The organism is Microbacterium sp. UBA1612 (genome assembly GCF_002321605.1).
Lineage (GTDB): Bacteria > Actinomycetota > Actinomycetes > Actinomycetales > Microbacteriaceae > Microbacterium > Microbacterium luteum.
Map to the genome: position 1 here is coordinate 1 of NZ_DCMW01000002.1, position 22,613 is coordinate 22,613.

The following is a 22,613-nucleotide window of genomic DNA, read 5'->3' on the forward strand; positions in this document are numbered from 1 at the left end:
GCCATCTTGGGCGGGAACCTACAGCAGCGCCACGACTCCTGCGCGCAAAGGCCCCGGCAAGCGAGAATCCATCCGGGCGGGTTTTGTGAGAATCCGACCCCTTGATGCGGTGACGTCGGAATTGAAGCGTGTCCGATCAAGAGAACGCTCGTTGAGGCACCGGCTTGCGTTCAATCGGCGACGCCGGACGGTCAGGCCACTGCGACTTGCCAGATAGCGAAGCGCATGCACGTTGTCGCCTGTCAGTACTTGCCCTCGCACCTATCGCGCCCGTCAACCTTCTCGGGGTGCCTTCTTGTTTACCTGTACGGAGCGCAGGCTGCCGATTATCTGGCGGTCGAGCGACTCCGGCGTCCACGGCTCTTCCGCAATGAGGTGAGCGCGAAGGAGCGCGCGCAGGAGGAAAGAAGCGACCTCCCGGGCAGGGAACTCCTTTTCGCCGAGAGAGACCATGTCGCTCTTCCGCGCCCGGCCATGCACTATCGCCGAGCGATGGGTGTAGACGTTCTTGAGCAGCCGCGCGACGATCTCGGGCTCGCTTCCATCGGCAGCTAGAGCGGTAGCGGCACGAAGCGCCATACGGTGCGTGACCTCCTCGCGGTCGCTGTTGGCGAGAAGCAAAGCTTCGATGCCGATCGCGGCGTCGAGCGTCTTGTCCTCGTCGTCGTCACGTGTCACAGCGCGCATACTTCGCCGCGCAGCGAGCTGGACGTTGGCTGGTGCCGACTCAAGAGCTCGGAAGATCTTGGGAAGGTCCTCGATTGTGTCGGCGGAGATCATTCGCTTGTCCTCCGTCCACCCGCCACTGTCGAACGACTCGGGGTAGGCGTGATATTCACTGAGCTTCCAGATCGGAGGAAGGTCGTGATCCCATGTGTCCGCCCAGCCCAACGGGCGCACCACCGCTTGTGCGAATCCGGTATCCCTGCCAGTGAGAATGTGCAGGCACTGAAGGACCTGGTTGACCCGCGCCAATGCGGGAACGCTGCTTGTCCGCCAGCGCCGCCAGAAGAGGTTGCTGTTGTCGAACGCTAGGTTGCGAACAACGACGGCGTGCGAGGCTGCGGCCACTACGTGGGCGGAGACCCGTCCTCCGTACATCGCGGAGGTCGCCCGTGCTCGCTGAATCTCGGTGGTGAGAGGTTCAATCCACACGTCATTCGCGACTTGAAAGGGCGCGGCGAGGTCCAATGGCGTGAGGGCGATTGGGACAAGCAGGTCGCCCTTGAGCTCGTCCGCAAACCGAGCACGCTCAAGCTCCGCGTAGAGATGGAGCAGCTCGTCGTCGCTCTCCGCGCCTATCGCCTCAGCACACCCCACCAGTTCCATGACGAAGAACCGGATGTACTCGCTGTGCACCTGGCTAAGTCGTTTGTCGGCATCCTGCTCGATCCCGGACAGCATGCTCACGCGCTCAAGAAAGCGCTGGTCAGCGAGACCACGCTCGCCAACCCATCGCGCGGCCTCGAGTAGTTCGGGCACTTCGTCGTAGGCGATCGGCGAGAACTGCCCCACGTCCGGTCCAACAATGTTTGCCCACTCGACGGGGGCGGTGTTGGAAGGGAAAAGGTCTCTCTTGGTCGTAGTCGACCAGCCCTGAGCGTTTTCGGAGTACTCGGTAATCTTCAAACGCGACACGTACTTGCCAGTCGCGATGTACTCGCGGCCCCGCTGTCGAGCAGCGCGGAGGGCTGGGAGGGTTACATTCCATAGGTCAGGTTCAAGCAGGTCGGCCACCCGCCCATTCTGGACCGGAGTGCGAGGGCGAGAACGCCCACCGCCTCTACGGAAATACACGACATCGTCGTTCACGGGCCGAGTGATCGCGGTGAGTATCGACCGGCTGGCTTATCCGTGCAGCGCGCCACCAGCAGCCCCGGGGCCCTACGGCTCATAAAGTAGATCGATTTGCTGTTCTGCGTCCCCGTCAGTTGAAGAGACACTCTTCACGTCCCACTCGGTCATCTCGTTGAATCCCTTGCACGGGCCGAGGTCTCCGTCGCAGTTAAGAACGCCGTGCTTGGCTGCGCTTCGCACGCGCGGGTCCTCGCCAGCCGGTCCGAGGTCATAGGACTTCTCGACCATGCGCGCGAGCGGATAGCGCGGGCGTGCGACCATCGATACTTCGGTCGCCTTGACGTTGCGGGCGTTTGCCCAAGCCGCGACCGTGATCGTCTCGCCTACCGGGTGGTCACACCCCGGTTCGCCGCAGATGCTGCACTTGCCATCAGCGTCGCGGCTCGCGACCTTCGGGTAGTACTCGCCCATCGCGTGGTCGCAGTCTTCGACGAGCTTCCCGCAGATGGAGCACTCGAAGTCGCTCACGAGCCCTGCCGAGACTCCCATTCGCAGGTGCGAAATGTTGATGGGGCAGTCCGTCCAGTACTCCTCGTCCGCGCTGTAGGTAATCGGGCAGCCGAACAAGCCGCGCTTCACGAACGCGGCGCGGTGAATCGCGGCGTGGGCGCTCTCGCGCAGCTCGTGGTCCTCCAGGTAGTTGAGTCCGTCCATCGCAGCCGATACAGACTTCTTGATGTGCGGCTCGATCGCATCGAGCGTTGCCTGGTCGATCGTGGCCACGAACTTCAGCCACTCAGCGCGCTTCTCCCGCTGGATAGCGCGGCGCGCGTCTTCGTCTTGTTCAACGAGGTCGAAATCGAGCGCGGGCATCATGGCAGCATCGGCGCCGAGAAGCTTCAGAACTTCCTCATACTCATCCGCGGCGACCTGCAAGGACGAACGACCGTGATGATCGAGGTACCGTTCGCGGTTGGGCCCGCCTGAGGGCGGGATGGGGCCCCACTGCATGATCACCATCTTGTAGCGAGGGCCCCCGCGCTCAGCCACGACCCTTCCTCTTCTTGCGATCCTTGGCGTCGACTTGCAGCACCTCCAGAGCCTCTATCACGTCCGCGCCGCTCCCCTCGACCTCGATGTTGCGTCCGGTCTCGGACTCCGCGACGTAGACCCGCAACGGCAGTTGACGCGCCTGATCTTCGGTCCAGCCCTGATGGTCTACGCGCTGCGAGATGAAGAGGCTCACCGTGAGAATGAGCCAGTCGCTGGCCATCGTTAGCAGAGTTAGGCCAAGCGACCAGGTCTCGGGGTCGATGCTGAACTCTTGGAGGTAGTGTCGTTCGCCCTCCGGTTGCGAGAACTCCACGGGGACTCCGCAGGCTCGGGCAGCCTTCGGAAGATAGCGAACGTTGTCCGTATAGCAGAGTCCCGGCTCCGCACCCTCAGCCGTCTGGACGGCAGTGCGGGTGGGGATGAGATAGACCTTGTCTACTTCGAAAGTTTCGGGGAGCGCTCCGTCGAGCGGCGTCCACTTGCCTTCCGATATTCGGGCTGTCATGGCGTGAGCCTAGTGGCCGTGTCGGACGTATCTCGGGACTGGCCCGCCACTATGCCGAAGACCAGCCGACCGAGCGCGATGGTCTCCTCGTGCTCCATCAGTCCTGTCGGACAAGCTCAAGCAACTGTACGCACTCGTTGAGGCCGCGTGGACGCGCCCGGCGACGACGTTTCCGCCCGCACACTCCGGCGCCGAACCACGCAGGCGGCACCCCGCTAACGCGCACTGCCCGCATGCGGATCCGTGGGGTTGAGGTGCTCGACGGCGGACACCGCGCACGATCACCGGTGCGGGTCTCACTTCGATAACGCGCCCAAACCCCCAGGCGCTGGACCTGTCAGGATCACCTCATGATGTCCCGAGGATGGTGGGGTCCGCTGGCGATCGGCACGACTTCGGCGACCCTGCTGCTGGCCGGGTGCTCGAGTCCCGCGACGACCACGACGTCGGTGTGCATCGACTGGGTGTACTTCGAGAGCCCCGCAGACGCGGCAGCCGAAGCTGACGCCGTCGTCGTCGGAACCGTAGAGAGCCAATCTGGGTTGACCACGTACTACGACCTTCCAGCGACAACGTGGAACGTGAATGTCGACACCTGGATCAAGGGCGTCGCGGCGTCGAACGACATCGTCGTCACCTCGCTCCCCAGAAGCTGCGGCGACACCGGCGCCAACATGGCGGACGCGGTCGGCACTGGTCAGGTGGTGCTCTTCCTCCGCGACGGCGACGATGGGTGGGAGACTCTGACGCCGTTCCAAGGCGTCATTGCTGTAGGACCCGACGGAGAACCGCCGACCGAATGGCCGGCCGACCTGTACGACTAACACCCAGTCGCAGGCGATCCGCTGCCCGCCAGGGTCCCGCTCGCGAGCGTCGCCCGTATGCGGATCGCCCGATCTTCAGGGGTGAGGGGGCGCCGGGGTTATGAGTTCCTCAAGGGCTGCGCGTCTCTGGTTCCGACCGCCGGTAACCTCGACGACGTTCATGGCGGCGCCGGCGATCTCTTCATCGGCGGCGAGATCCAGCAGCACGTCGTTCATCACCTCGCGCAACGGAAGGTCCTCGTCGGCAGGAGCGAAGATTCCGGCGCCGGTATCGAGAGGCAGGACGACGAGGAGATCAACATGTCGCATCGCCTCCCGGGTGATGTCGATCGACTGTTCGATGAGCTCCCGCGAAGCAGCTGCTCTGTTGAGTTCATCCAGCGCCAGCAGGTAGGCGAGGAAGTCGATCGGGCCGCGCTCGGCGATGAGGCTTTCCGTGGTCCCGTTCGGATGGAGCCGCGCGGCCGACAGGCGCAGTTGGGCGGCGAACAACACGGCACTCGGGCTGTCCCAGGCCTCGTCGACCAGCTCGAATGGATCTGGGAGCACGACGAACTCCGGGTGGCGAAGCGCGAAGTCGGACACGAGCGTGCTCTTCCCGCTCGCATGGGTCCCGGAAACGACGATCCGCATGTCGCGACTCTAGAACGACGCCATGGACGTTGCCCGCGCTGACCCCAATGCCCACGCGGACCTCTACCGAGCCATGCCCGTACGAGGATCCTGTCTGGACTTCGCGAACCGTCCACGCCTGGGGTTCCTAACTCCGATGGCTGGAAGGCTCGAGGGGAAACCTGCGGCGCAGGATGAGTCTTTGGCCGAGGCTCCACGCGACCGTGACGAGAAGGTAGAGGCCGGCGGCGAGCGGAACGAGCATCGCCGCGACGGCGGTGCCGAACTGCAGGAGGCCTGCCATGCGCAGCATCCCCTCGCCGCCCGGTGTCGACGTCGACGCCGACGGATCCGGGCGCAGCAGCCGGCGGGTGAGCTCGGCAACCGCCGCGATCACCAGGATCACGATGCCGAAGACGGCGACGGCCGGTAGCGTCAGTGATCCGCTTCCAATCGATCCGATGAGGCTCGCGCCGAGCGGGACGCCGAAGAGCTCCTCGGTGAGCAGCTCGTTGGGGTGGCCGGCGATGGCGTCGTGCAGGAACAGCGTGTAGATGATTCCGACGATCGGCGCCTGAATGAGCACCGGGGCGCACCCGGCGAACGGGGAAGCGTTCTCGTCGGCGTAGAGCTTCATCGTCTCGCGTTGCAGCCGCTCGCGGTCGTTCCTGTGTCGGCGTTGCAGCGCCTGGAGCTTCGGTGCCAGACGCGCGCGTGTCTGATCGGCTTTGGCCTGCGCGACACCCGTGGGGATCAGGATCGTCCGCACCACGAGCGTGAGGATGACGACGGCGACGGCGGCGGATAGCCCGCCCGTGACCGGTTGCAGCAGTGACGCCAACCCCATCATCACGGCGTATGCCGCGTCGAGGGTGGCCGAGAGGGGTGGGAAGGAGAAGAGGTCCATGATGTCCGTCCGGTGAGGTGAGAGGTGGTCGCAGAGCGGCCACGCCAGACATCGACGAACACAGACATCACCCCTGCAGAAGGGGTGGAGGAGCGTCGGGTGCTTACGCGGCCGAAGCCGCGATCCCCGGAGCGCGCGAACGCGGATGGCCCGCCGCATCCGGGTCACTCTGCGCCACCGTCGCCGAGACGCCGATGGCCCGAGCCGGACGGGCCAGGGAGGCTCGGATCGATCGGGGCGAACCCGCGGCTCGCAGCAGAACGATGACGACGACCGCCGCCAAGACCAGTGCCCACATCGGTGCCGAGCCGGCAGCGGACGCGCCGACCAGAGTCGAAGAAAAGAGCAGGACCTGCAGGAAGGACGTCAGAGCGTCGATCATCGCGCCGTCACCTCCCCGCTGGAATGCGCCCACCGTAGCACTCGCCGTGGCATCACTCGGCGATATCCCCGGCATCCTGGTCAGCGCGGAACGACCCGGAGTGTGGTCTGCTTCGCGGCGGGGCTGGTGATGGCCTGACTGGGGGAACCGGTGCCGTACTTGGCGAAGTAAGCGGCGTCGATCGCGGCATCCTGTGAGGAATCGAGCGTGTAGGTCACCTCGCGTGTGGTCGATCCCCATCGGAGGAATCCTTCGAAGTGCCGGGCGACGCCCTTGTACCACTCGCCAGCGGGGCCCTTCACGGACCGCAGGTAGAGGGTGTCGTCGACGACGACGTGCCACACGACCGTGAGGGTGCGCGACGACCCGTCGACGCGGCGCCCCGCGACGCGCACTTCATGGGCGCGGTCGAGTTCGCGCAGTTCGTCAGCGGTCCAGGTCACCGTGTCTTCTCCTGTGTGGTCGTGGGAGTGCCCTCGCGGGTGGCGGCCCAGGACGCCAGCATCCGAAGCGCGTCGGCCGACGGTGAGTCGGCGGGAGCGGTGTAGACGTTGAGGAAGAGTCCGGGTTCGCCGGGGAGTTCCATCGATTCGTAGTTGAGGTCGAGGTCGCCGACCACGGGGTGATGCAGCCGCTTGACGCCGGTGCGGTGGAACTTCACGTCGCGCGACGCCCATCGCTCGCGGAATGTCTCGCTGCGGGTCGACAGTTCTCCCACGAGTTGGATGAGGTCGGGGTCGTGGGGGTTGCGGCCGGCTTCCATTCGGAGCATGGATGCCGCGTCGTGCAGGATCTGGTCGTAGTCGCGCCAGAACTCCTTCGCGGTCGGGTTGAGGTAGGCGAATCGGGTGGTGTTGACGGGACGGTGCGGGTCGTCGAACACCGGTGAGTAGAGCGCGCGGCCGAGGGTGTTCGTCGCGATGATGTCGTGTCGAGCGTTGCGCACCCACGCGGGCGCGTCGGCCATCGCGTCGAGCACCTGCTGCACGGCGGGCCGCACGACGGTCGCCGACTTCCGTTTGCGGCGCGCGGCCGGTCCGGCGGCGCGGGCGAGGTCGAACAGGTACTGCCGCTCGGCGTCGTCGAGCTGCAGCGCGGTCGCGAGCGAGTCGAGCACACTCTCGGAGGCACCGGCGAGGTTGCCTCGCTCGAGGCGTACGTAATAGTCGACCGACACCCCGGCGAGCATCGCGACCTCTTCACGGCGCAGCCCCGTGACGCGACGGTTGCCGCCGTAGACCGGCAGCCCCGCCTGCTCCGGCGTGAGCCGGCCACGGCGGGTGGCGAGGAACTCCTTGACCTCCGCTCGCATGTCTCCCATGTGGACCACGCTATGCCGCGGCGAGACGCGATGGGAGGCCCTGCCATTACCTCGCTCACCACATCGGGATGCGCCTGCAGAGGGGTAACGCCGGGGCCTCCCTCCCGCCCGAGGGTCGGCGTACCGTCGCGGTCGTGACAGAAGAATTGACCCTCAACAACGGCGTCCGCATGCCCGCACTCGGGCTCGGCGTGTTCCAGAGCGCACCCGAACAGACCGCTGCGGCCGTCGAGACGGCACTGCAGGTCGGCTACCGGCACATCGACACCGCCGCGGCCTACGGCAACGAGCGGCAGGTGGGCGAAGGCATCCGACGCTCCGGGATCGACCGCGCAGACGTCTTCATCGAGACCAAGGTGTGGCCATCCGACTACGGGTACGACGAGACCCTGCACGCGTGGGAGAAGTCCACCCGCAAGCTGGGCGTCGAGCAGCTGGACCTGCTCATCCTGCACCAGCAGGCCGCCAACCTCTTCGACCGCACGATCGCCGCTTACAGGGCGCTCGAGACGCTGCTCGCCGACGGGCGAGTACGTGCGATCGGCGTGAGCAACTTCACCCCCGCCGCGATCGACAGACTGATGGATGCCGCAACCGTCGTACCGGCGGTGAACCAGATCGAACTGCACCCGTATCACTCGCAGCCTGCCACGCAGAAAGCGGATGCGGCGCTGGGCATCGTGACCCAGGCCTGGTCGCCGATCGGCGGCATCACCTTCTACCCCGGCCCGTGGGGTGATGAGCGCCGCAACGTGATGCAGGACGACACCATCGCCGCGATCGCGGCTGCGCACGGCAAGACGCCCGCACAGGTGATGATCCGCTGGCACCTGCAACAGGGTCGTTCGGCGATCCCGAAATCCACGAACCCGGGTCGGATCGCCGAGAACTTCGACGTCTTCGACTTCGACCTCGCGTCCGACGAGCTCGCCCGCATCGACGCGCTCGACACGGGCCGCGAGAGCGGTCCGGACCCCGACCGTGTGTTCGGCGAGCAGATGCTGTTCCCGATCCCCGAAGACTGAAAGTACCGCGACGAACACCCCGGCAGGACCGAAGGAGATCAGAAGTGAAGTACCGCCCACTTGGCCGCACCGGTGTGCAGGTCAGCCCACTGTGCCTCGGCACCATGATGTTCGGCCCCTGGGGCAACGACGATGAGGCGGATGCGATCCGCGTCATCCATCGCGCGCTCGATGAGGGCATCAACTTCGTCGACACCGCCGACGTCTACTCCGCCGGTCGGTCGGAGGAGATCACCGGCAAGGCGCTGAAGGGCCGTCGCGACGACGTCGTGCTCGCGACGAAGTTCTTCATGCCGATGGACGCCGACGACCCGAACCATCGCGGGGGATCACGGCGGTGGATCATCCGCGAGGTCGAGAACTCGCTGCGTCGCCTCGACACCGACTACATCGATCTCTACCAGGTGCACCGCCCCGACCCGCATGTCGACATCGAAGAGACTCTCGGCGCGCTCAGCGATCTCGTGCACCAGGGCAAGGTGCGCTACATCGGCTCGTCGTCGTTCTCCGGTTCGCAGATCGTCGAAGCGCAGTGGGCTTCCCGCGACCGCAACCTCGAGCGGTTCATCACCGAGCAGCCGCCTTACTCGATCCTCGTCCGCGGGATCGAAGAGGACGTGCTCGCGACCGTGCAGCGTTACGGCATGGGCACGCTCGTCTACAGTCCGCTCGCCGGCGGATGGCTGTCCGGACGGTGGCGCAAGGATGCCGTCGGCAAGCCGACCTCGGCCGCCCGGCCGGGCGTGCGGTTCGACATGAGCCTGCCCGAGAACCAGCGCAAACTCGACATCGTCGAGGAGCTCGCCAGCCTTGCCGAAGCGAACGGGATGACGTTGATCGAGATGGCGATCGCCTGGGCGATCAACCACCCCGGCGTCACCGCGGCGATTGTCGGACCACGCACGATGGAGCAGCTCGAGTCCTACCTCCCCGCGGTCGGGCGCACCCTGTCGAGCGAGATTCTCGACCGGATCGACGAACTCGTCGCCCCGGGCGTCACGATCAACCCCGGTGACAACAGCTACGGTGCGCACGAACTGCTGCCGCACGCGCGCCGTCGCTGAGACAGGCTCGGCCGCCGGCGCTCGGGTCGCCGGCGGCCGAGAGTGGATGCTGAGGTCACACGGTGACCATGACTTTCAACGCCTCGCGGGCATCCATCGCGGCATAGCCCGCCGGCACCTCGTCGAGCGAGACGGTGCGGTCGAAGACGAGACCGGGGTTGATGACTCCGTCGAGCACCTGCTGTATCGCGGGCTCGAGATAGGCGCGCACCGGGGCCGGGCCGCCGGCCAGGCGCGCGTTCTTGCCGAACAGCGAGCCGAAGCCGACCCCGGCCTTCTCGTACTGGGGCACACCGACGCGCGAGATCACACCACCGGGGCGGACGATGCCGTACGCCTGCTCGTATGCGGGCATGTGGCCGACCGCCTCGAGCACAGCATGGCTGCCCTCACCGTCCGTGAGGTCCATAACCTTCGCAACGCCTTCGCCGCCGCGCTCGGCGACGACGTCGGTGGCGCCGAACTCGATGCCGAGATCGGTGCGCACCGTGTGACGGCCCATGAGGATGATCCGCTCGGCACCCATCTGCTTCGCGGCGAGCACTGCTCCCAGGCCCACGGCGCCATCGCCGATCACCGTGACCGACTGGCCAGGCTTCACGTCCGCCATGAAAGCCGCGTGGTACCCGGTGAGGTACACGTCCGACAGGGTCAGCAGCGAAGCCAGCAGACCCTCGTCGACGGTGTCGGGATCGACGCCGGGCACGACGACCAGAGATCCGTCGGCCTGGGGAACCCGGCCGTACTCGGCCTGCAGGCCGGCCGCGGCGGGGGTGCCGTACCAGCCGCCGTTTCTGCACGCCGTGTGCAAGCCCTCGCGACAGAACACGCAGGTGTTGTCGCTGAATGCGAACGGGACGATGACGAAGTCGCCCTTCTTCACGGTCCGGACCTCGGCGCCGATCTCCTCGACGACGCCGATGAGCTCGTGTCCCATCGAGGTGCCGTGCTCTGACGCGGCCATCGAGTGGTAGGGGTGCAGGTCGGAGCCGCAGATGCAGGTGCGGGTGGTGCGGACGATCGCGTCCGTCGGGAACTGGATGATCGGGTCGGCGACGTTCTCGATGCGAACATCACCGGCGCCGTACATGAGCGTGGCCTTCATAAAGTCTCTTCCTGTGACTCGGCGGTCGGATGCTGTGGGCCCCACCATCCGGTCTCCGGACGCGCGGCATCTCCGACCAATACCCACCCAATCGTCACACCCGCGGTCGCGGGAGTGACGCTTCGTACAGGTACCAGCAGTACCCCCTCTCGGGAGCGTGGGATCGGTGCCGGTATCGACGCCGACCACAGCCCGATCACGAGAATCGGCGTCGACCAGCCCCGCATGTCGCGGACCGTGCGCGGCTGACGGGACCGCGCTCCGGCAGGGTTATCGTCACGGGAGCGCGATCACGAGCGTGCAGGCGGCAAGCACAGCAGACGCCAGCGTGCCCATGATGCGCTCCGGACGGCTCCTCGATATGGCGTTGAGCACGACGCCGACGCCGAAGTACGCGAACAGCACCCAGGTCGCCATCTGTGCGACGGCGCCCGCATCGCCGAACACCCCGGCCTGCCACAGGAGGATCGCGGCGAATGCGGCGTAGAGGAGAATCGACACCGCGCTGCCGATCCGCAGGCGCCGAGGGAGGATGCGGTGCTGACCGCCCCAGACCAGGTGTCCGTACGGGCGGCCCAGCGCGACGAGGACCTGCAGCACCGCCAGCGCTGCGAGCACGACGATCGCCACGGTGGCCGCGACGACAGTCGCCGCTTCGCTCATCGCGTCGCCTCCACGCCAGCGAGGTAGCGGGTGGCATTCGCGATCAGGGTGTCCAGCGCCGACTGCAGCGCGTGGAGGTCGACTCCGTCCTCCACGCCGTTGTCTTGACTGGCCAGGCCCTCCCAGGCGGCAGCGAGCAGTCGTCCACCGGCAGGAGTCAGGCGCACGAGCTTGGCACGGCTGTCCGCGGCATCCGGTTCGATTGCGATGAGTCCTCGCGCGGTGAGGCCGCCGAGCTGCTGGGTGACGGCCGCGCGTGAGATGTCGAGCCCCCGCGCGATCTCGCTCTGTCGCGCCGGCTGAACGGCGTCGATCGTGACAAGCGCAGCGAATGCCGAGATGCCGATGCCATGAGCGGGGCGGAGGTATGCGTCGGCGACGCGGTCCACGAGCGCTGTGGCGCGGTGAAGAGTCAGCGCAAGGTGTTGCGCCCGTCGGGTTTCGTCCTCGCTCATAGTTAAGTACCTAACAATATTGGATGGATCCTGTCAACGGACCTCCGTGGCGCCGCCTCTCGCCGCTACCTGTCGTCAGGACGCGCGGCCGCGGCATCCGTTGTCATGACCGACCCGACCGCCACACTGGGCGCATGACCCGTCACTGGACTCCGCTCGCTGTCGTCTACCTCGTTCTCGCGGTTGCCGGCCTCGTCGTCACCTGGACCTTCAACGCGATCGCGATCGCCGAGGGGAACGACTTCATCGGCGACCTCCTCTCGAGCGGCCCGGCGGTGTCGTCGATCACGAACGATCTGCTGTTTGTCGCCGTGGCCGGCAGCATGCTGATCATCGTCGAGTCGCGCCGGATCGGGATGCGGTTCGCGTTGATCTACATCATCGGCTCGGCGCTGACGGCGTTCGCGTTCACCTTTCCGCTGTGGCTCGCGATGCGCGAGCGCCGGCTCGCCGCCCGGCGTGCGGAGAGCGGTCGTGACGAAACGGCACCGGATGGCACAGTGTGAGCCGGACACGTGGGCACTGTCCGCCGCACTACTGTGTCCGAAGAAGACTCCGCAAAGGATCCCCATGAGCCTCGCCTTCCTCTTGACGACGCTGGTCGTGGTGGCTACCCCTGGCACCGGCGCCGTCTACACCGTCGCCGCGGGCCTGTCGCGGGGTGTCCGCGCCGGCATCGTGGCGGCCTTCGGGTGCACACTCGGCGTCATCCCTCACCTCATTGCCGCGATCACCGGCCTCGCGGTCTTGTTGCACGCATCCGCCGTCGCCTTCGAGGCCATCAAGTGGCTCGGTGTCGCGTACCTGCTCTATCTGGCCTGGCGCACCCTGCGCGACACCTCGACGATCGACCCGGATGTGAACGCCGCCCCGGTGTCGTCGTGGCGCGTCATCCGCACCGCTGTGCTCATCAACCTGCTCAACCCGAAGCTGACGATCTTCTTCTTCGCCTTCCTCCCCCAGTTCGTTCCGGCCCGCGCGGACGCCACCTGGCACATGGTCGGACTGAGCCTGATCTTCATGGCGGTGACCTTCATCGTCTTCGGGCTCTACGGTGCGTTCGCCGCGTCGGTTCGCACGCACGTGATCACGCGGCCGAGAGTGGTCGCCTGGTTGCGGCGCACGTTCGCGGCGACCTACGTGCTGCTTGCGGGGCGCCTCGCTATCGAGAGCCGCTAACGGCGTCTGCCCCCGTGGTCGCGCGTCACGCGCAGAGAGTCCACCGAGCGACGACAGCGCGATGGTCGCTGCCGTCGACGGCGTAACTGTGCCAGTCGGTAGGTGCGGCATCCCTCGCGAAGACGTGGTCGATCGCCGTGAACGCCGGCACCAATCTCCCCTCCGGCCAGGTGGGCCAGGGAATGGGACCGGCCGCTTCGGCGCCGGTGCGAAGTTCCGACGCCAGGCGACGAAGCGCCGGATGAGCGAACGAGGCGTTGAAATCACCGGCGACGATGAGTCGGTCGTCGGAGGTCTGATCCACCCACGCGGCGATGTCGTCGAGACCACGGAGCCAGCCGTTCGGTTGCCAGACCGGTGGTGGCGGATGGACCGCGGCCAACCTCACGTCGACGTCCCCCGGCATCGTCGCGACGGCGCTGACCTGGTCGAACTCACTCCCGGGGACGTCCTCCTCCAGCGACAGCGGGTGGGCAGAGAGGATCACGCTCCCGCTCGCCTGGCCCTGGGTGACCTCGCGGGTTCGGTAGGGCAACGCGTCGGCCAGGTCGTTCTGGATGCGCACCGCGTCGATGAGCGTTTCATTCGTCTCGAGCAGGACGACGGCATCCGGTCGACCGGTGCGGATGAGCTCGGACAGCGCGGCAGGATCGGCGCCCGAGAGCTTCGCGTTGAAGGACAACACGGTCAGGGGAGTTCCGGCCTCGCACACCTCTCCCTCGCGAATCGGGGTGAGGGTCGGGATGCCGCTGATCCCGGCGCCGATGACGAAGACCAACGCGGCCGCCCACAGTCGAAAGACCATCGACGTCAACGCGAACACCAGCAGGGCCACAGCTCCGAGCGGAACGAGCGCTTGAAGCACCGGAATGGCGGCCACTCCGCGAATCTCGAGATAGGGGAGCGCCGCAGCGAGGAGGGAGATCGTCGCCGCGACAGTCGTCCAGGTGATCACCTGGCGTCGGGTTCTGCGGCGGACGATGCGTCGTCCCTGCTCGCTGGCCATCGCCCTCATCCTGTCACTTGGATCCGTCACCCAGGTCTCCTACCCCGTGGCGTTCCCGGTCGCAGAAGACCAGCTCCGTCCGCTGTCGCGCTGATCGTGCCGCGCCTCGTTAGATCAGCACACGGAAGGATGGGCGTATGGCAGCGGATGTGACCGTCATCGGTGGGGGGATCTCGGGTCTCGCGTGCGCGCGGGCGGCAACGGCCGCGGGACTCTCGGTGCGGGTTCTCGACCGGGGGCGTCGCGTCGGCGGCCGCCTGGCGACCCGCACGCTCTGGGGGCGCCCCGTCGACCACGGCGCGTCGTACTTCGTCGTCGGCGACTCTGCGCCCTTCGAAGAGCTCGTCGCCGGGTGGCAGGATGGTGGGCTCGCGCGCCGGTGGACCGACACGTTCGTCGTGATCGGCGCCGACGGTTCGCAGACGCAGAAGCCCGGGCCGATGCGCTGGGCCGCGCCGCAAGGCCTGCGATCGCTCGCGGCCGACCTGGCGGACGGCCTGGATGTCCACCTGGAGCGCACAGTCGAAACCGTCGAGCCGTACCGCGTCGACGGGCAGGATGCCGGCGAGGTCGTGCTCGCCATGCCCGGCCCGCAGGCGGCCCGCCTCGCCGACGCCGCACCGGGCGCCGACATCGAGTGGGAGCCGGTCATCGCCGTGGCGCTGCGCTGGGATCGTCGACAGTGGCCGGAGGATCTGCACGGCGCGTTCGTCGATGATCATCCCGACGTGTCCTTCATCGCCGATGACGGCGACCGCCGGGGCGACGCGGCGCCCGTGCTCGTGGTCCATACGACGGCGCAGCGGGCGCGGCAGCATCTCGACGACCCGATGACGGTGATCCCCATCGTCGTCGGTGCGACCCGAAGACTGCTTGGCATCCGCGACGCGCCCGCGGAGACCTTCGCCCACCGCTGGACCTTTGCCCGCCCCGTGCAGACGTCCGGTGCGCCGTACGATCGCAGCCCAGGGCTGTCCGCGTGCGGTGATGCGTGGGGCGAGAGTCCTGCCGTCCGCACCGCGTGGGGCTCCGGTCACGCCCTCGGCCTCGCGCTCGCCGCCTCCTGACCATCCCTTCGTTAGGCAGGTCGGCCCGCGGGGTGAGCGTCCTCAGCGGAAGGATGCCGCAACGGCGTTGCGGTGGTATTCGAACACGATGCTCGTGCGGGTCGTGGCGACCGACTGCTGCGCGGAGAGGTGCTCGACGACGAACTCGCGCACCTCTGAGGCATCCGCCACGGCAATGTGCACCATGAAGTCGTCGACGCCGCCGACGAAGAACAGCTGCACGACCTGCGGCAGCTTGCGCACCTCGTCGGCGAACGCCACGATGCTGTCGTGGCGGGCGCCGGGTCGCAGCGCCACTCCGATCATCGCCTGCAGACCTCGGCCGAGTCGCTGGTGATCGACGCTCGCGTGAAAGCCGGTGATGATGCCGCGATCGACGAGAGAGCGCATCCGAGTGTGCGCCGTCGACGGGGCGACGCCCAGCGCCGCCGCGAGGTCGGCGTTCGTGGTGCGGCCGTCGCGGGACAGGATCGCGATGACCTGCTTGTCGATGGCGTCGAGTTCTGCGAGATCTCTCACGCGCATGTCACGCTGCGGTCCGGGCATGTCCGATCCTTTCGTCGCAGCCTACGAAGATGCTTTCGTCTCACCGACACTGATGCACGGCGCGAAGGGCGATTTAGGTGACATGCCTGCGTAATGCAGAAGCATCTTCGGGGGAAACCCAACTGTAACGAACATTCCGCGATCATCGAAGCGTACGAACGCCTTGACCCCGTCACCCAGGAGTAACGACATGCGCATCGGCATTCCCACGGAGATCAAGAACAACGAGAACCGCGTCGCGATCACTCCGGCCGGCGTGGACGAGCTCGCACGCCGCGGGCACGAGGTGCTCGTGCAGGCCGGCGCAGGGGCGGGCTCGCGCATCGACGACGAGGACTATGCCGCCGCCGGCGCCGTGATCGTGCCGGACGCCGCCGAGGTCTGGGGCGGCGCCGACCTGTTGGTGAAGGTGAAGGAGCCGATCGCCGCCGAGTACGCCCATCTCCGGTCCGACCTGACCCTGTTCACGTATCTGCACCTCGCCGCCGATCGCCCGCTGACCGACGCGATCGTCGCATCCGGTGCCACGGCCGTCGCCTACGAGACGGTTCAGCTGCCCGACCGCTCGCTGCCTTTGCTGACCCCCATGAGCGAGGTCGCCGGGCGCCTGTCGATCGCCGTCGGCTCGTACCACCTGCTGAGTCCGCAGGGTGGCCGCGGGATGCTGCTCGGGGGAGTCGCCGGCGCCCGGCGTGCGCACGTGGTGGTGATCGGTGGCGGAGTGGCCGGCGAGCACGCCGCCGCGAATGCGATCGGGCTCGGAGCGCAGGTCACCGTGCTCGACGTCAACCTGGCGCGACTGCGCGAGCTCGAGCACCGCTACGGCAACGCACTGCAGACCGGTGCGTCCACGCGCTACGCGATCGCCGAGGCCCTCCAGAGCGCCGACCTCGTGATCGGATCCGTGCTGATCCCCGGCGCCGCGGCCCCCAAGCTCGTGACCGACGACATGGTCGCGGGCATGAAGCCCGGATCGCTGCTCGTCGACATTGCGATCGACCAGGGTGGCTGCTTCGAGGGGTCGCACGCCACCACCCACGACGCACCGACATTCGCCGTGCACGACGCGCTCTACTACTGCGTCGCCAACATGCCGGGCGCGGTTCCCGAGACCTCGACCCGCGCGCTCACCAACGCCACGCTCCCCTACGTCACAGCGCTCGCCGACCGTGGGTGGGATGCCGCTGCCGCGGCCGACCCATCACTGGCGAAGGGCCTCAACGTGCGTGGCGGCGAGGTCGTCAACGCGGGGGTGGCGGCGGCGCTCGGCTACGCCCAGGCCGACTGACCCCGGGGAGGCGGGCCGAGGCCTGGCGGGGGTGGCGGCGGCGCTCGGCTACGCCCAGGCCGACTGACCCCGGGGAGGCGGGCCGAGGCCTGGCGGGGCTGGACGCGGATCGGGTGCGCCCGGGACACGGCCCGGCGTTCCGGGGGGTCCCCCTCGGCCGCCGTCGAGGCCGTGCGAGCCGCCAGGCGTAGCGGTTCAGAGCCGCCGAGTGTCGATGGTGACGGGGGTGACCCTCACCCCCGTGTCAGGGTGAGGGTCGATCGATGAATCTGCGCGAATCTCGGGAGGGGCATCGAAGGGTGGCGCCAGAGCCGACGAGTCCCGGATTTCCGCGGAAGCAGGCGCGGGAGCACCGCTTGTGAGCGTCGACCGGTCGAACGGTTCATGCAGCCTCGGGAGCCTCCGCGGGTATCGCACGACGAGACGGCTCTGTCGTCGTGCATAGGGTGGGCGCGGAGTCGGTGCCTCCGCGCCTCAACTCGCTGGGTCTCCTGCGTGTTGTTCGTGGGGATCGCGTGCGACTGGGCCGATCGGGTGATGTGGTCTGGCTGACGCGGCGCCCTCGTCCTGCTGTTTCGTTGTCGTTCGGAGGAAACCCATGGCCACACGACCCACGCGCACTCGTGCGAACACATCCCGCACAGCACGTGCGCTCGGCGCGATCGCAGGTGTGCTCGCCCTGACGTCGGCTGCCCTGGCCGTGCCGTCGGTCGCCGTCGCTGGCACCCGTGCGCCGGCCAATCCATCCACCGTCACGACCCAGGACGCCACGCCTGGTCCGGACGTGGGGGGAGCGCCGGAGATCACGAGCCAGCCGGTGGATCAGCAGGTTCCGGCGGGGCAGGATGCGACGTTCACGGCCAGCGCGAACCGGTATCTGGAGGTGCAGTGGTACGAGCTGACTTCCGAAGACGCGATCTTCCAGCCCATCGAAGGGGCAACCTCCCCGACCCTCACGTTGAGTGCGGTCACCCGGGATCAAAGCGGCACAGCGGTCCGCGCCGTGTTCGCCAACGGTCCGGGTGAGACCGCGACCCGGGCGGCGCTCCTCACCGTGCTGCCCAGCACCGACGAACCCACGCCAGGCCCGGAGGTGGGGAGTGCGCCGGAGATCACGAGTCAGCCGGTGGACCAGCAGGTTCCGGCGGGGCAGGATGCGACGTTCACGGCTGATGCGTCCCGGTACCTGGAGGTGCAGTGGTACGAGCTGACCTTCGAAGACGCCGTCTTCCAGCCCATCGAAGGAGCGACCTCCACAACGCTCACATTGAGCGCGGTCACGCAGGATGAGAGCGGCACTGCGGTGCGGGCGGTGTTCAGCAACGGCGCGGGAGAGACCGCAACCAGTCAGGCGCTCCTCACCGTCTTGCGTGACTCCGAGGAGCCGGCGCCCGAACCGGTGCCCACGGGGAGCCCAACCCCTGAACCAAGCGCAAGCAGCCCCGCCATGCCCGACGCGGACGCAGACGACTCCACCCCGCCCACGACGAGCCTTGCCGCGACCGGATCCGAAACGCCGTGGCCTCTCGCCGGGATCGCAGGAGCACTCCTGATCACGGGAGCACTTGCCCTCCTGACCGCGCGACGCCGCAACAGAACACAGAGCTGACTGCGCTCACGCACGCGGGAGACGGCAACTTCCCGCGTGCGTCGAGGCGAAGGCGGATGAACGGTGAACGGCCACCGTTCATCCGCCCGTAACCCTCGCGTCAGCTCCTCGGCCCCGAACCAGGGTCTACTGACGCGGTGATGTTCCCTCGCGCCGCGATGATCCATTGCGGCGTCCTCGCCCTCGCCGGGGCGCTCGCGCTGTGCGGGTGCGCTGCAGCGGATCCCGACGCAGCTCCCGCCGCCGAGCCGGCCGGCGCGAGCACCGTCGTCCCGGAGCCTGGCCGAACCATCGAGGCGACACCGCCCGGCACGGCACCGGCGATGACCGGGTACCGCATCGCCGTGGTCCACCCGCCGACCGCTGAAGCAGACAGGCTGCTTCAGGGTGTGCTCGCCCTCGCGGATGACGCCGGCGCGAGCATCCAGACCTACGACGCGGCGTCGACGGCGGAGAGCGACGTCGCCCAGGCGTTGAGCGACGCGACCGCGGACCAGCCCGACCTCGTCGTGGGTGTGGGGGCGGATGTGGTCGACACGTTCTCATACGACACCGCCCAGATGCTCGACCAGCAGTTCCTCTTGATCGGGGCACAGCTGGCGGAGCCGACGCAGAACGTGATCGCCGTCATCTGGGAGGGCGCGACATCTCGCGGATCGGCGGCCGCACCCGACGCCGACCTGTCCTCGGAGTCCGCGACCGTCGAGGTCGCCGAGCGCGCAACCGCTTCGGGGATGGCGTCCATCCGCGACGGCGTCACCGGGGTCGTCCTCCATCTGTCAAGCCCGTAAGAGCGTTCCCAGCAAGCCGCGCAATCGATACCGGCCGTTCATCTTTCGTCCCCGCCCGGGTCACCCGACGCGACGAACGTGGGGCCGGCGCATCGCGCACATCCCCCTTTCGGTTGTGTTCCATCCCGTTCCCCCTGCCCAAGATTGGTGTGACCTTCCTTGCTCTCTCATGACGCTCTGCCGGCCCCGGCCGGAAACCCGCGCACGAGCCGCGTCTGGCGGCGCTACGCCGCCGGCGTGGCCCTCTGCTCCCTCACCGCGGCGTCGTTCGGCGCGACGGCTCTGCCCGCGGCGGCTGCCCCCGCGACGCAGACGGCCGTGACCACCGCGGTCACAGGCATCGGCGTCGAGCCCGTGCGCATCCAGGCGGAGGACTACTCCACCGACAATGGTGGCGGTCTCAAGAAGGAGTCGAGCACCGATGCCACGGGTCAGTCGCTCGGCAACGTCGGCGGCACCTGGCCCGGCGGCGAGATCGTCTTCGACACCGTCTCGCTCGGTTCGGCCCCGCTGTCGACGCTGACCGTTCGCTACGTGAACAACTCCGGCCGCGTCGGCCAGAACGCGTCGCTGACCTTCTACCTCGACGACAAGACCGAGGCCGGCGAGCTCGTGACGGTTCCCCTCCCGGTGACCGGCGACAACTGGAACGCCTACGGCACGACGACCGTCGACCTGCCGATGGCCGTCTCGGGTGACCACAAGCTCATCGTGACGATGGATGCCGACACCGACTCGGGCCACCCCTACGTGGGCAACTTCGACTACTTCGAATTCGGTCCCGAGGCGCTGCCCGACAGCTACCTCACCACCGACGACGAGTGGCGCTACTCCGACAACGGCACCGACCCCTCGGGTGACGGATCGCTCTCGTGGACCACCGCAGAGTTCGACGACTCCGCCTGGAAGCAGGCCGCGGGCTCGTTCGGCTCCAAGCGCGGCGCGGCCGACCTCGGCGGCGGCTTCATCGCGGACACCCTTGTGCAGTACGCGCAGACCGGTTCGTCGGACACGATTCCGACCTACCACTTCCGCAACGAGATCGAGATCTCCGCCGAGCAGCTCGCCCAGCTCGACGGCCTCGAGGGGACCATCACCTACGACGACGCGGTGCGCGTCTACGTGAACGGTGAGAAGGTCGCCGGATTCGTCGACGACCGCGTCGAGACCGCCGCGAACCAGAACCTGACATACGCGGGCGCCAGCAACGGCAACCCGCTCACGAGCACCTTCACCATCCCCGCGGACGCGCTCGAAGCGGGGGAGAACACCATCGCCGTCGCGCTCTATCAGGACCGCGAGTCCAGCAGCGACATCTACCTCGACGTGACCTCGCTCGTGCCGACCGTGCACGTGCCGGAACCCGACGAGGCGACGATCACCGACGTCGTGCTCGGCGTCGGAGCGAGCGAATCCGAGCGCAACATCTCCTGGTACAGCGACATCGACACGGAGCAGGTGGCGCAGATCGCACCCGCGGCCGACGTCGACGGTGACACCTTCCCCGCATCCGCGACGACCATCGAGACCACCAAGACCGGCGGCACGTCGAGCGGCGAGTACTTCCGCGACGCGTCGTTCACCGGCCTCGCCGAGAACACCGAGTACGCCTACCGCGTGGGCAGCGACGAGAAGGGCTGGTCGGATGTGTACACCTTCCGCACCCAGGACTTCGACGGCGACTTCTCGTTCCTGTTCTTCGGCGACCCGCAGCTCGGTGCCTCCGGCAACGTGACCAGCGACGCCGCCGGCTGGGCCGACACGCTCGACATCGCCACCCAGAGCTACCCCGACGCCGAACTGCTGTTCTCAGCCGGCGACCAGGTGGAGACGGCGCCGAACGAGCAGCAGTACGAGCTGTTCCTCGCCCCGGAGCAGATGCAGAGCATCCCGTTCGTCGCGACCAACGGCAACCACGACGTCGGCTCGAAGGCCTACGAGCAGCACTTCAACCTGCCCAACGAAGACCTCACGGCCGGTGCCGGTGGGCTCACCACGTCGGGCGGCGACTACTGGTTCATCTACAAGGATGTGCTGTTCATCAACATCAACTCCAACAGCCGCGACTACGACTCGCACAACGCGTTCATGGAGAAGGTCATCGCCGAGCAGGGAGAGAACGCCACCTGGTGCGTGCTCGCCTTCCACCACTCGATCTACTCCGTCGCATCGCACTACGACGACGGCGACATCGAAGACCGTCGCGCGCAGATGCCGTCGACGATCTCGGATCTCGGGTTCGACGTGGTGCTCATGGGCCACGACCACAACTACACCCGGAGCTACCTGGTCAAGGACGGCGAGCTCGCCGACGCGGCAGAGGTCGCCGGTCAGTCGATGATCGAGGCGAAGGACGGCGAGGTGCTGTACGTCACCGCCAACTCCGCCAGCGGCTCGAAGTACTACGACACGCAGGCCCCGGACGCCTGGTTCGCTTCGGTGATCAACCAGGAGAAGGTGCGCAACTACTCGGTGATCGAGGTCACCGAAGACGAGATGACTCTGCGGACCCTGCGCAGCCAGGCCAACGGCTCGGCGATGCCGGTCAACAGCGTCGTCGACGAGGTCGTGCTCACGAAGGATGCCGCACCGGAGCTCACCGTTCCGGATGACGCGGAGATCACCGTCGGCGACGAGTTCGACGCCCTCGCGGGTGTGTCGGCCAGCGACAACGTCGACGGCGACCTCACCGACGAGATCTCGGTGGACGGCGCGGTCGACACCGCGACCGCCGGCAGCTACACGCTGACCTACACCGTCTCCGACGCCCGCGGCAACGAGACGGTCGCCACGCGCACCGTCACCGTGGTCGCCGACACGGAGGAGCCGGGCACTGAGGAGCCGGGCACGGAGGAGCCGGGCACCGAAGAGCCGGGCACGGAGGAGCCGGGCACCGAGGAGCCGGGCACCGAGCAGCCCGACTTCACGCCCAGCGCGCCCGTGACCGACGGCGCCGACCTGCCGGCCTCGCTCGAAGACGTGATCACCGCCACGCTCGACGGTCGCACCGTCTCGCTCAGCGGTCTCGCCGCGAACGAGTGGCACTTCGGCTACGTCTACTCCACGCCGACGGCGCTGGGCTGGATGGACGTGTCGGCGACCGGCACCGCAACGGTGACGCTGCCCGACTCGCTCGAGGCCGGCACGCACCGCATCGTGGTTCTCGACGCCGACGGCATGATCGTCGGCTGGACGGAGATCACGCTCGCCGCCGACGCCGCACCCGCAAGCGGCGGACTCGCCGCCACCGGTGGCGACCTCGCAGCGGGATGGGGCTTCGCCACCCTCGGCACGCTCCTGCTCGCCGCCGGCGGGGCGCTGCTGATCGCACGACGCCGCGCAGCCGCCTCGCGCTGACGCCGGCTGCATCGGGGACCGGGCCCGCACCGCCCGGTCCCCGATGCACGGGCGCCT

23 protein-coding genes are annotated in these 22,613 nt (G+C 67.7%); 10 read left to right on the forward strand and 13 right to left on the reverse strand.

Features of this window, described 5'->3' with window-relative positions:
• Positions 1-273 precede the first annotated feature (273 nt).
• From B3S45_RS00150 to B3S45_RS00160, 3 genes are all read right to left on the reverse strand, one after another.
• Positions 274-1,737: a HEPN domain-containing protein gene (locus tag B3S45_RS00150; protein ID WP_286716698.1), complete on the reverse strand. Its 1,464-nt coding sequence runs from the start codon at positions 1,735-1,737 to the stop codon at positions 274-276.
• A 147-nt stretch (positions 1,738-1,884) separates the two neighbouring features.
• Positions 1,885-2,847: a hypothetical protein gene (locus B3S45_RS00155; RefSeq protein WP_286716699.1), complete on the reverse strand. Its 963-nt coding sequence runs from the start codon at positions 2,845-2,847 to the stop codon at positions 1,885-1,887.
• The gene (locus B3S45_RS00160) at positions 2,840-3,355 is read right to left on the reverse strand and encodes a hypothetical protein (protein ID WP_286716700.1); all 516 of its coding nucleotides are present in this window, start codon (positions 3,353-3,355) and stop codon (positions 2,840-2,842) included. Before B3S45_RS00160 ends, B3S45_RS00155 begins: the two co-directional genes overlap by 8 nt.
• Before the next feature lie 350 nt (positions 3,356-3,705).
• On the opposite strand from B3S45_RS00160, the gene B3S45_RS00165 reads away from it, so the two are divergent.
• Positions 3,706-4,179, forward strand: coding sequence for a hypothetical protein (locus B3S45_RS00165; RefSeq protein WP_286716701.1), 474 nt, complete (start codon positions 3,706-3,708; stop codon positions 4,177-4,179).
• A gap of 75 nt (positions 4,180-4,254) precedes the next feature.
• Here B3S45_RS00165 and B3S45_RS00170 read toward each other — a convergent pair whose 3' ends face one another.
• The 5 genes from B3S45_RS00170 to B3S45_RS00190 all read right to left on the reverse strand — a co-directional run bounded on the left by B3S45_RS00170 (position 4,255) and on the right by B3S45_RS00190 (position 7,401).
• On the reverse strand, positions 4,255-4,812 hold the full coding sequence (locus tag B3S45_RS00170) for an AAA family ATPase (protein ID WP_194384076.1): 558 nt from the start codon (positions 4,810-4,812) through the stop codon (positions 4,255-4,257).
• A 127-nt stretch (positions 4,813-4,939) separates the two neighbouring features.
• Positions 4,940-5,698, reverse strand: a complete 759-nt coding sequence (locus tag B3S45_RS00175) for a YidC/Oxa1 family membrane protein insertase (protein WP_286716704.1) — start codon at positions 5,696-5,698, stop codon at positions 4,940-4,942.
• 103 nt (positions 5,699-5,801) lie between these two features.
• The gene (locus B3S45_RS00180; RefSeq protein WP_194384074.1) at positions 5,802-6,080 is read right to left on the reverse strand and encodes a DUF6412 domain-containing protein; all 279 of its coding nucleotides are present in this window, start codon (positions 6,078-6,080) and stop codon (positions 5,802-5,804) included.
• 80 nt (positions 6,081-6,160) lie between these two features.
• Complete coding sequence (locus B3S45_RS00185; RefSeq protein ID WP_286716708.1) at positions 6,161-6,523, reverse strand: DUF2255 family protein; 363 nt, start codon at positions 6,521-6,523, stop codon at positions 6,161-6,163.
• Positions 6,520-7,401 carry a helix-turn-helix transcriptional regulator gene (locus B3S45_RS00190; protein WP_194384072.1) on the reverse strand — a complete coding sequence of 294 codons (882 nt, stop codon included), beginning with the start codon at positions 7,399-7,401 and terminating at the stop codon, positions 6,520-6,522. Before B3S45_RS00190 ends, B3S45_RS00185 begins: the two co-directional genes overlap by 4 nt.
• Before the next feature lie 170 nt (positions 7,402-7,571).
• Here B3S45_RS00190 and B3S45_RS00195 point away from each other — a divergent pair, with 170 nt between their 5' ends.
• Entirely contained in the window at positions 7,572-8,426 is an 855-nt protein-coding gene (locus B3S45_RS00195; protein WP_286716812.1) for an aldo/keto reductase, read from the forward strand.
• Positions 8,427-8,470: 44 nt separating this feature from the next.
• Complete coding sequence (locus B3S45_RS00200; protein ID WP_286716712.1) at positions 8,471-9,490, forward strand: aldo/keto reductase; 1,020 nt, start codon at positions 8,471-8,473, stop codon at positions 9,488-9,490.
• Between the two features lie 55 nt (positions 9,491-9,545).
• Here the strand turns inward: B3S45_RS00200 and B3S45_RS00205 are convergent, their stop codons facing one another.
• The 3 genes from B3S45_RS00205 to B3S45_RS00215 all read right to left on the reverse strand — a co-directional run bounded on the left by B3S45_RS00205 (position 9,546) and on the right by B3S45_RS00215 (position 11,713).
• Positions 9,546-10,595, reverse strand: coding sequence for a zinc-binding dehydrogenase (locus B3S45_RS00205; protein WP_194384070.1), 1,050 nt, complete (start codon positions 10,593-10,595; stop codon positions 9,546-9,548).
• Positions 10,596-10,871: 276 nt separating this feature from the next.
• On the reverse strand, positions 10,872-11,258 hold the full coding sequence (locus B3S45_RS00210) for a hypothetical protein (RefSeq protein WP_194384069.1): 387 nt from the start codon (positions 11,256-11,258) through the stop codon (positions 10,872-10,874).
• Complete coding sequence (locus B3S45_RS00215) at positions 11,255-11,713, reverse strand: MarR family winged helix-turn-helix transcriptional regulator (RefSeq protein ID WP_286716716.1); 459 nt, start codon at positions 11,711-11,713, stop codon at positions 11,255-11,257. Before B3S45_RS00215 ends, B3S45_RS00210 begins: the two co-directional genes overlap by 4 nt.
• Before the next feature lie 134 nt (positions 11,714-11,847).
• On the opposite strand from B3S45_RS00215, the gene B3S45_RS00220 reads away from it, so the two are divergent.
• Together B3S45_RS00220 and B3S45_RS00225 are read left to right on the forward strand one after the other, a co-directional pair.
• The gene (locus B3S45_RS00220; protein ID WP_286716719.1) at positions 11,848-12,219 is read left to right on the forward strand and encodes a DUF2834 domain-containing protein; all 372 of its coding nucleotides are present in this window, start codon (positions 11,848-11,850) and stop codon (positions 12,217-12,219) included.
• Positions 12,220-12,283: 64 nt separating this feature from the next.
• Positions 12,284-12,892, forward strand: coding sequence for a LysE family translocator (locus tag B3S45_RS00225; protein WP_194384066.1), 609 nt, complete (start codon positions 12,284-12,286; stop codon positions 12,890-12,892).
• A gap of 25 nt (positions 12,893-12,917) precedes the next feature.
• Here the strand turns inward: B3S45_RS00225 and B3S45_RS00230 are convergent, their stop codons facing one another.
• Positions 12,918-13,898, reverse strand: a complete 981-nt coding sequence (locus B3S45_RS00230) for an endonuclease/exonuclease/phosphatase family protein (RefSeq protein ID WP_286716723.1) — start codon at positions 13,896-13,898, stop codon at positions 12,918-12,920.
• A gap of 137 nt (positions 13,899-14,035) precedes the next feature.
• On the opposite strand from B3S45_RS00230, the gene B3S45_RS00235 reads away from it, so the two are divergent.
• Complete coding sequence (locus B3S45_RS00235) at positions 14,036-14,965, forward strand: NAD(P)/FAD-dependent oxidoreductase (protein WP_286716725.1); 930 nt, start codon at positions 14,036-14,038, stop codon at positions 14,963-14,965.
• 42 nt (positions 14,966-15,007) lie between these two features.
• On the opposite strand, the gene B3S45_RS00240 is transcribed toward B3S45_RS00235, so the two are convergent.
• Positions 15,008-15,511, reverse strand: coding sequence for an Lrp/AsnC family transcriptional regulator (locus B3S45_RS00240; RefSeq protein WP_286716727.1), 504 nt, complete (start codon positions 15,509-15,511; stop codon positions 15,008-15,010).
• Positions 15,512-15,701: 190 nt separating this feature from the next.
• On the opposite strand from B3S45_RS00240, the gene ald reads away from it, so the two are divergent.
• The 4 genes from ald to B3S45_RS00260 all read left to right on the forward strand — a co-directional run bounded on the left by ald (position 15,702) and on the right by B3S45_RS00260 (position 22,556).
• Positions 15,702-16,799, forward strand: coding sequence for an alanine dehydrogenase (gene ald, locus B3S45_RS00245; RefSeq protein ID WP_286716729.1), 1,098 nt, complete (start codon positions 15,702-15,704; stop codon positions 16,797-16,799).
• A 598-nt stretch (positions 16,800-17,397) separates the two neighbouring features.
• Complete coding sequence (locus B3S45_RS00250) at positions 17,398-18,408, forward strand: LPXTG cell wall anchor domain-containing protein (RefSeq protein ID WP_286716731.1); 1,011 nt, start codon at positions 17,398-17,400, stop codon at positions 18,406-18,408.
• A 137-nt stretch (positions 18,409-18,545) separates the two neighbouring features.
• Positions 18,546-19,199, forward strand: coding sequence for a hypothetical protein (locus B3S45_RS00255; RefSeq protein WP_286716733.1), 654 nt, complete (start codon positions 18,546-18,548; stop codon positions 19,197-19,199).
• 159 nt (positions 19,200-19,358) lie between these two features.
• A complete protein-coding gene (locus B3S45_RS00260) occupies positions 19,359-22,556 on the forward strand; it encodes an immunoglobulin-like domain-containing protein (protein WP_286716735.1) in 3,198 nt (1,065 codons plus the stop codon).
• Positions 22,557-22,613 lie beyond the last annotated feature (57 nt).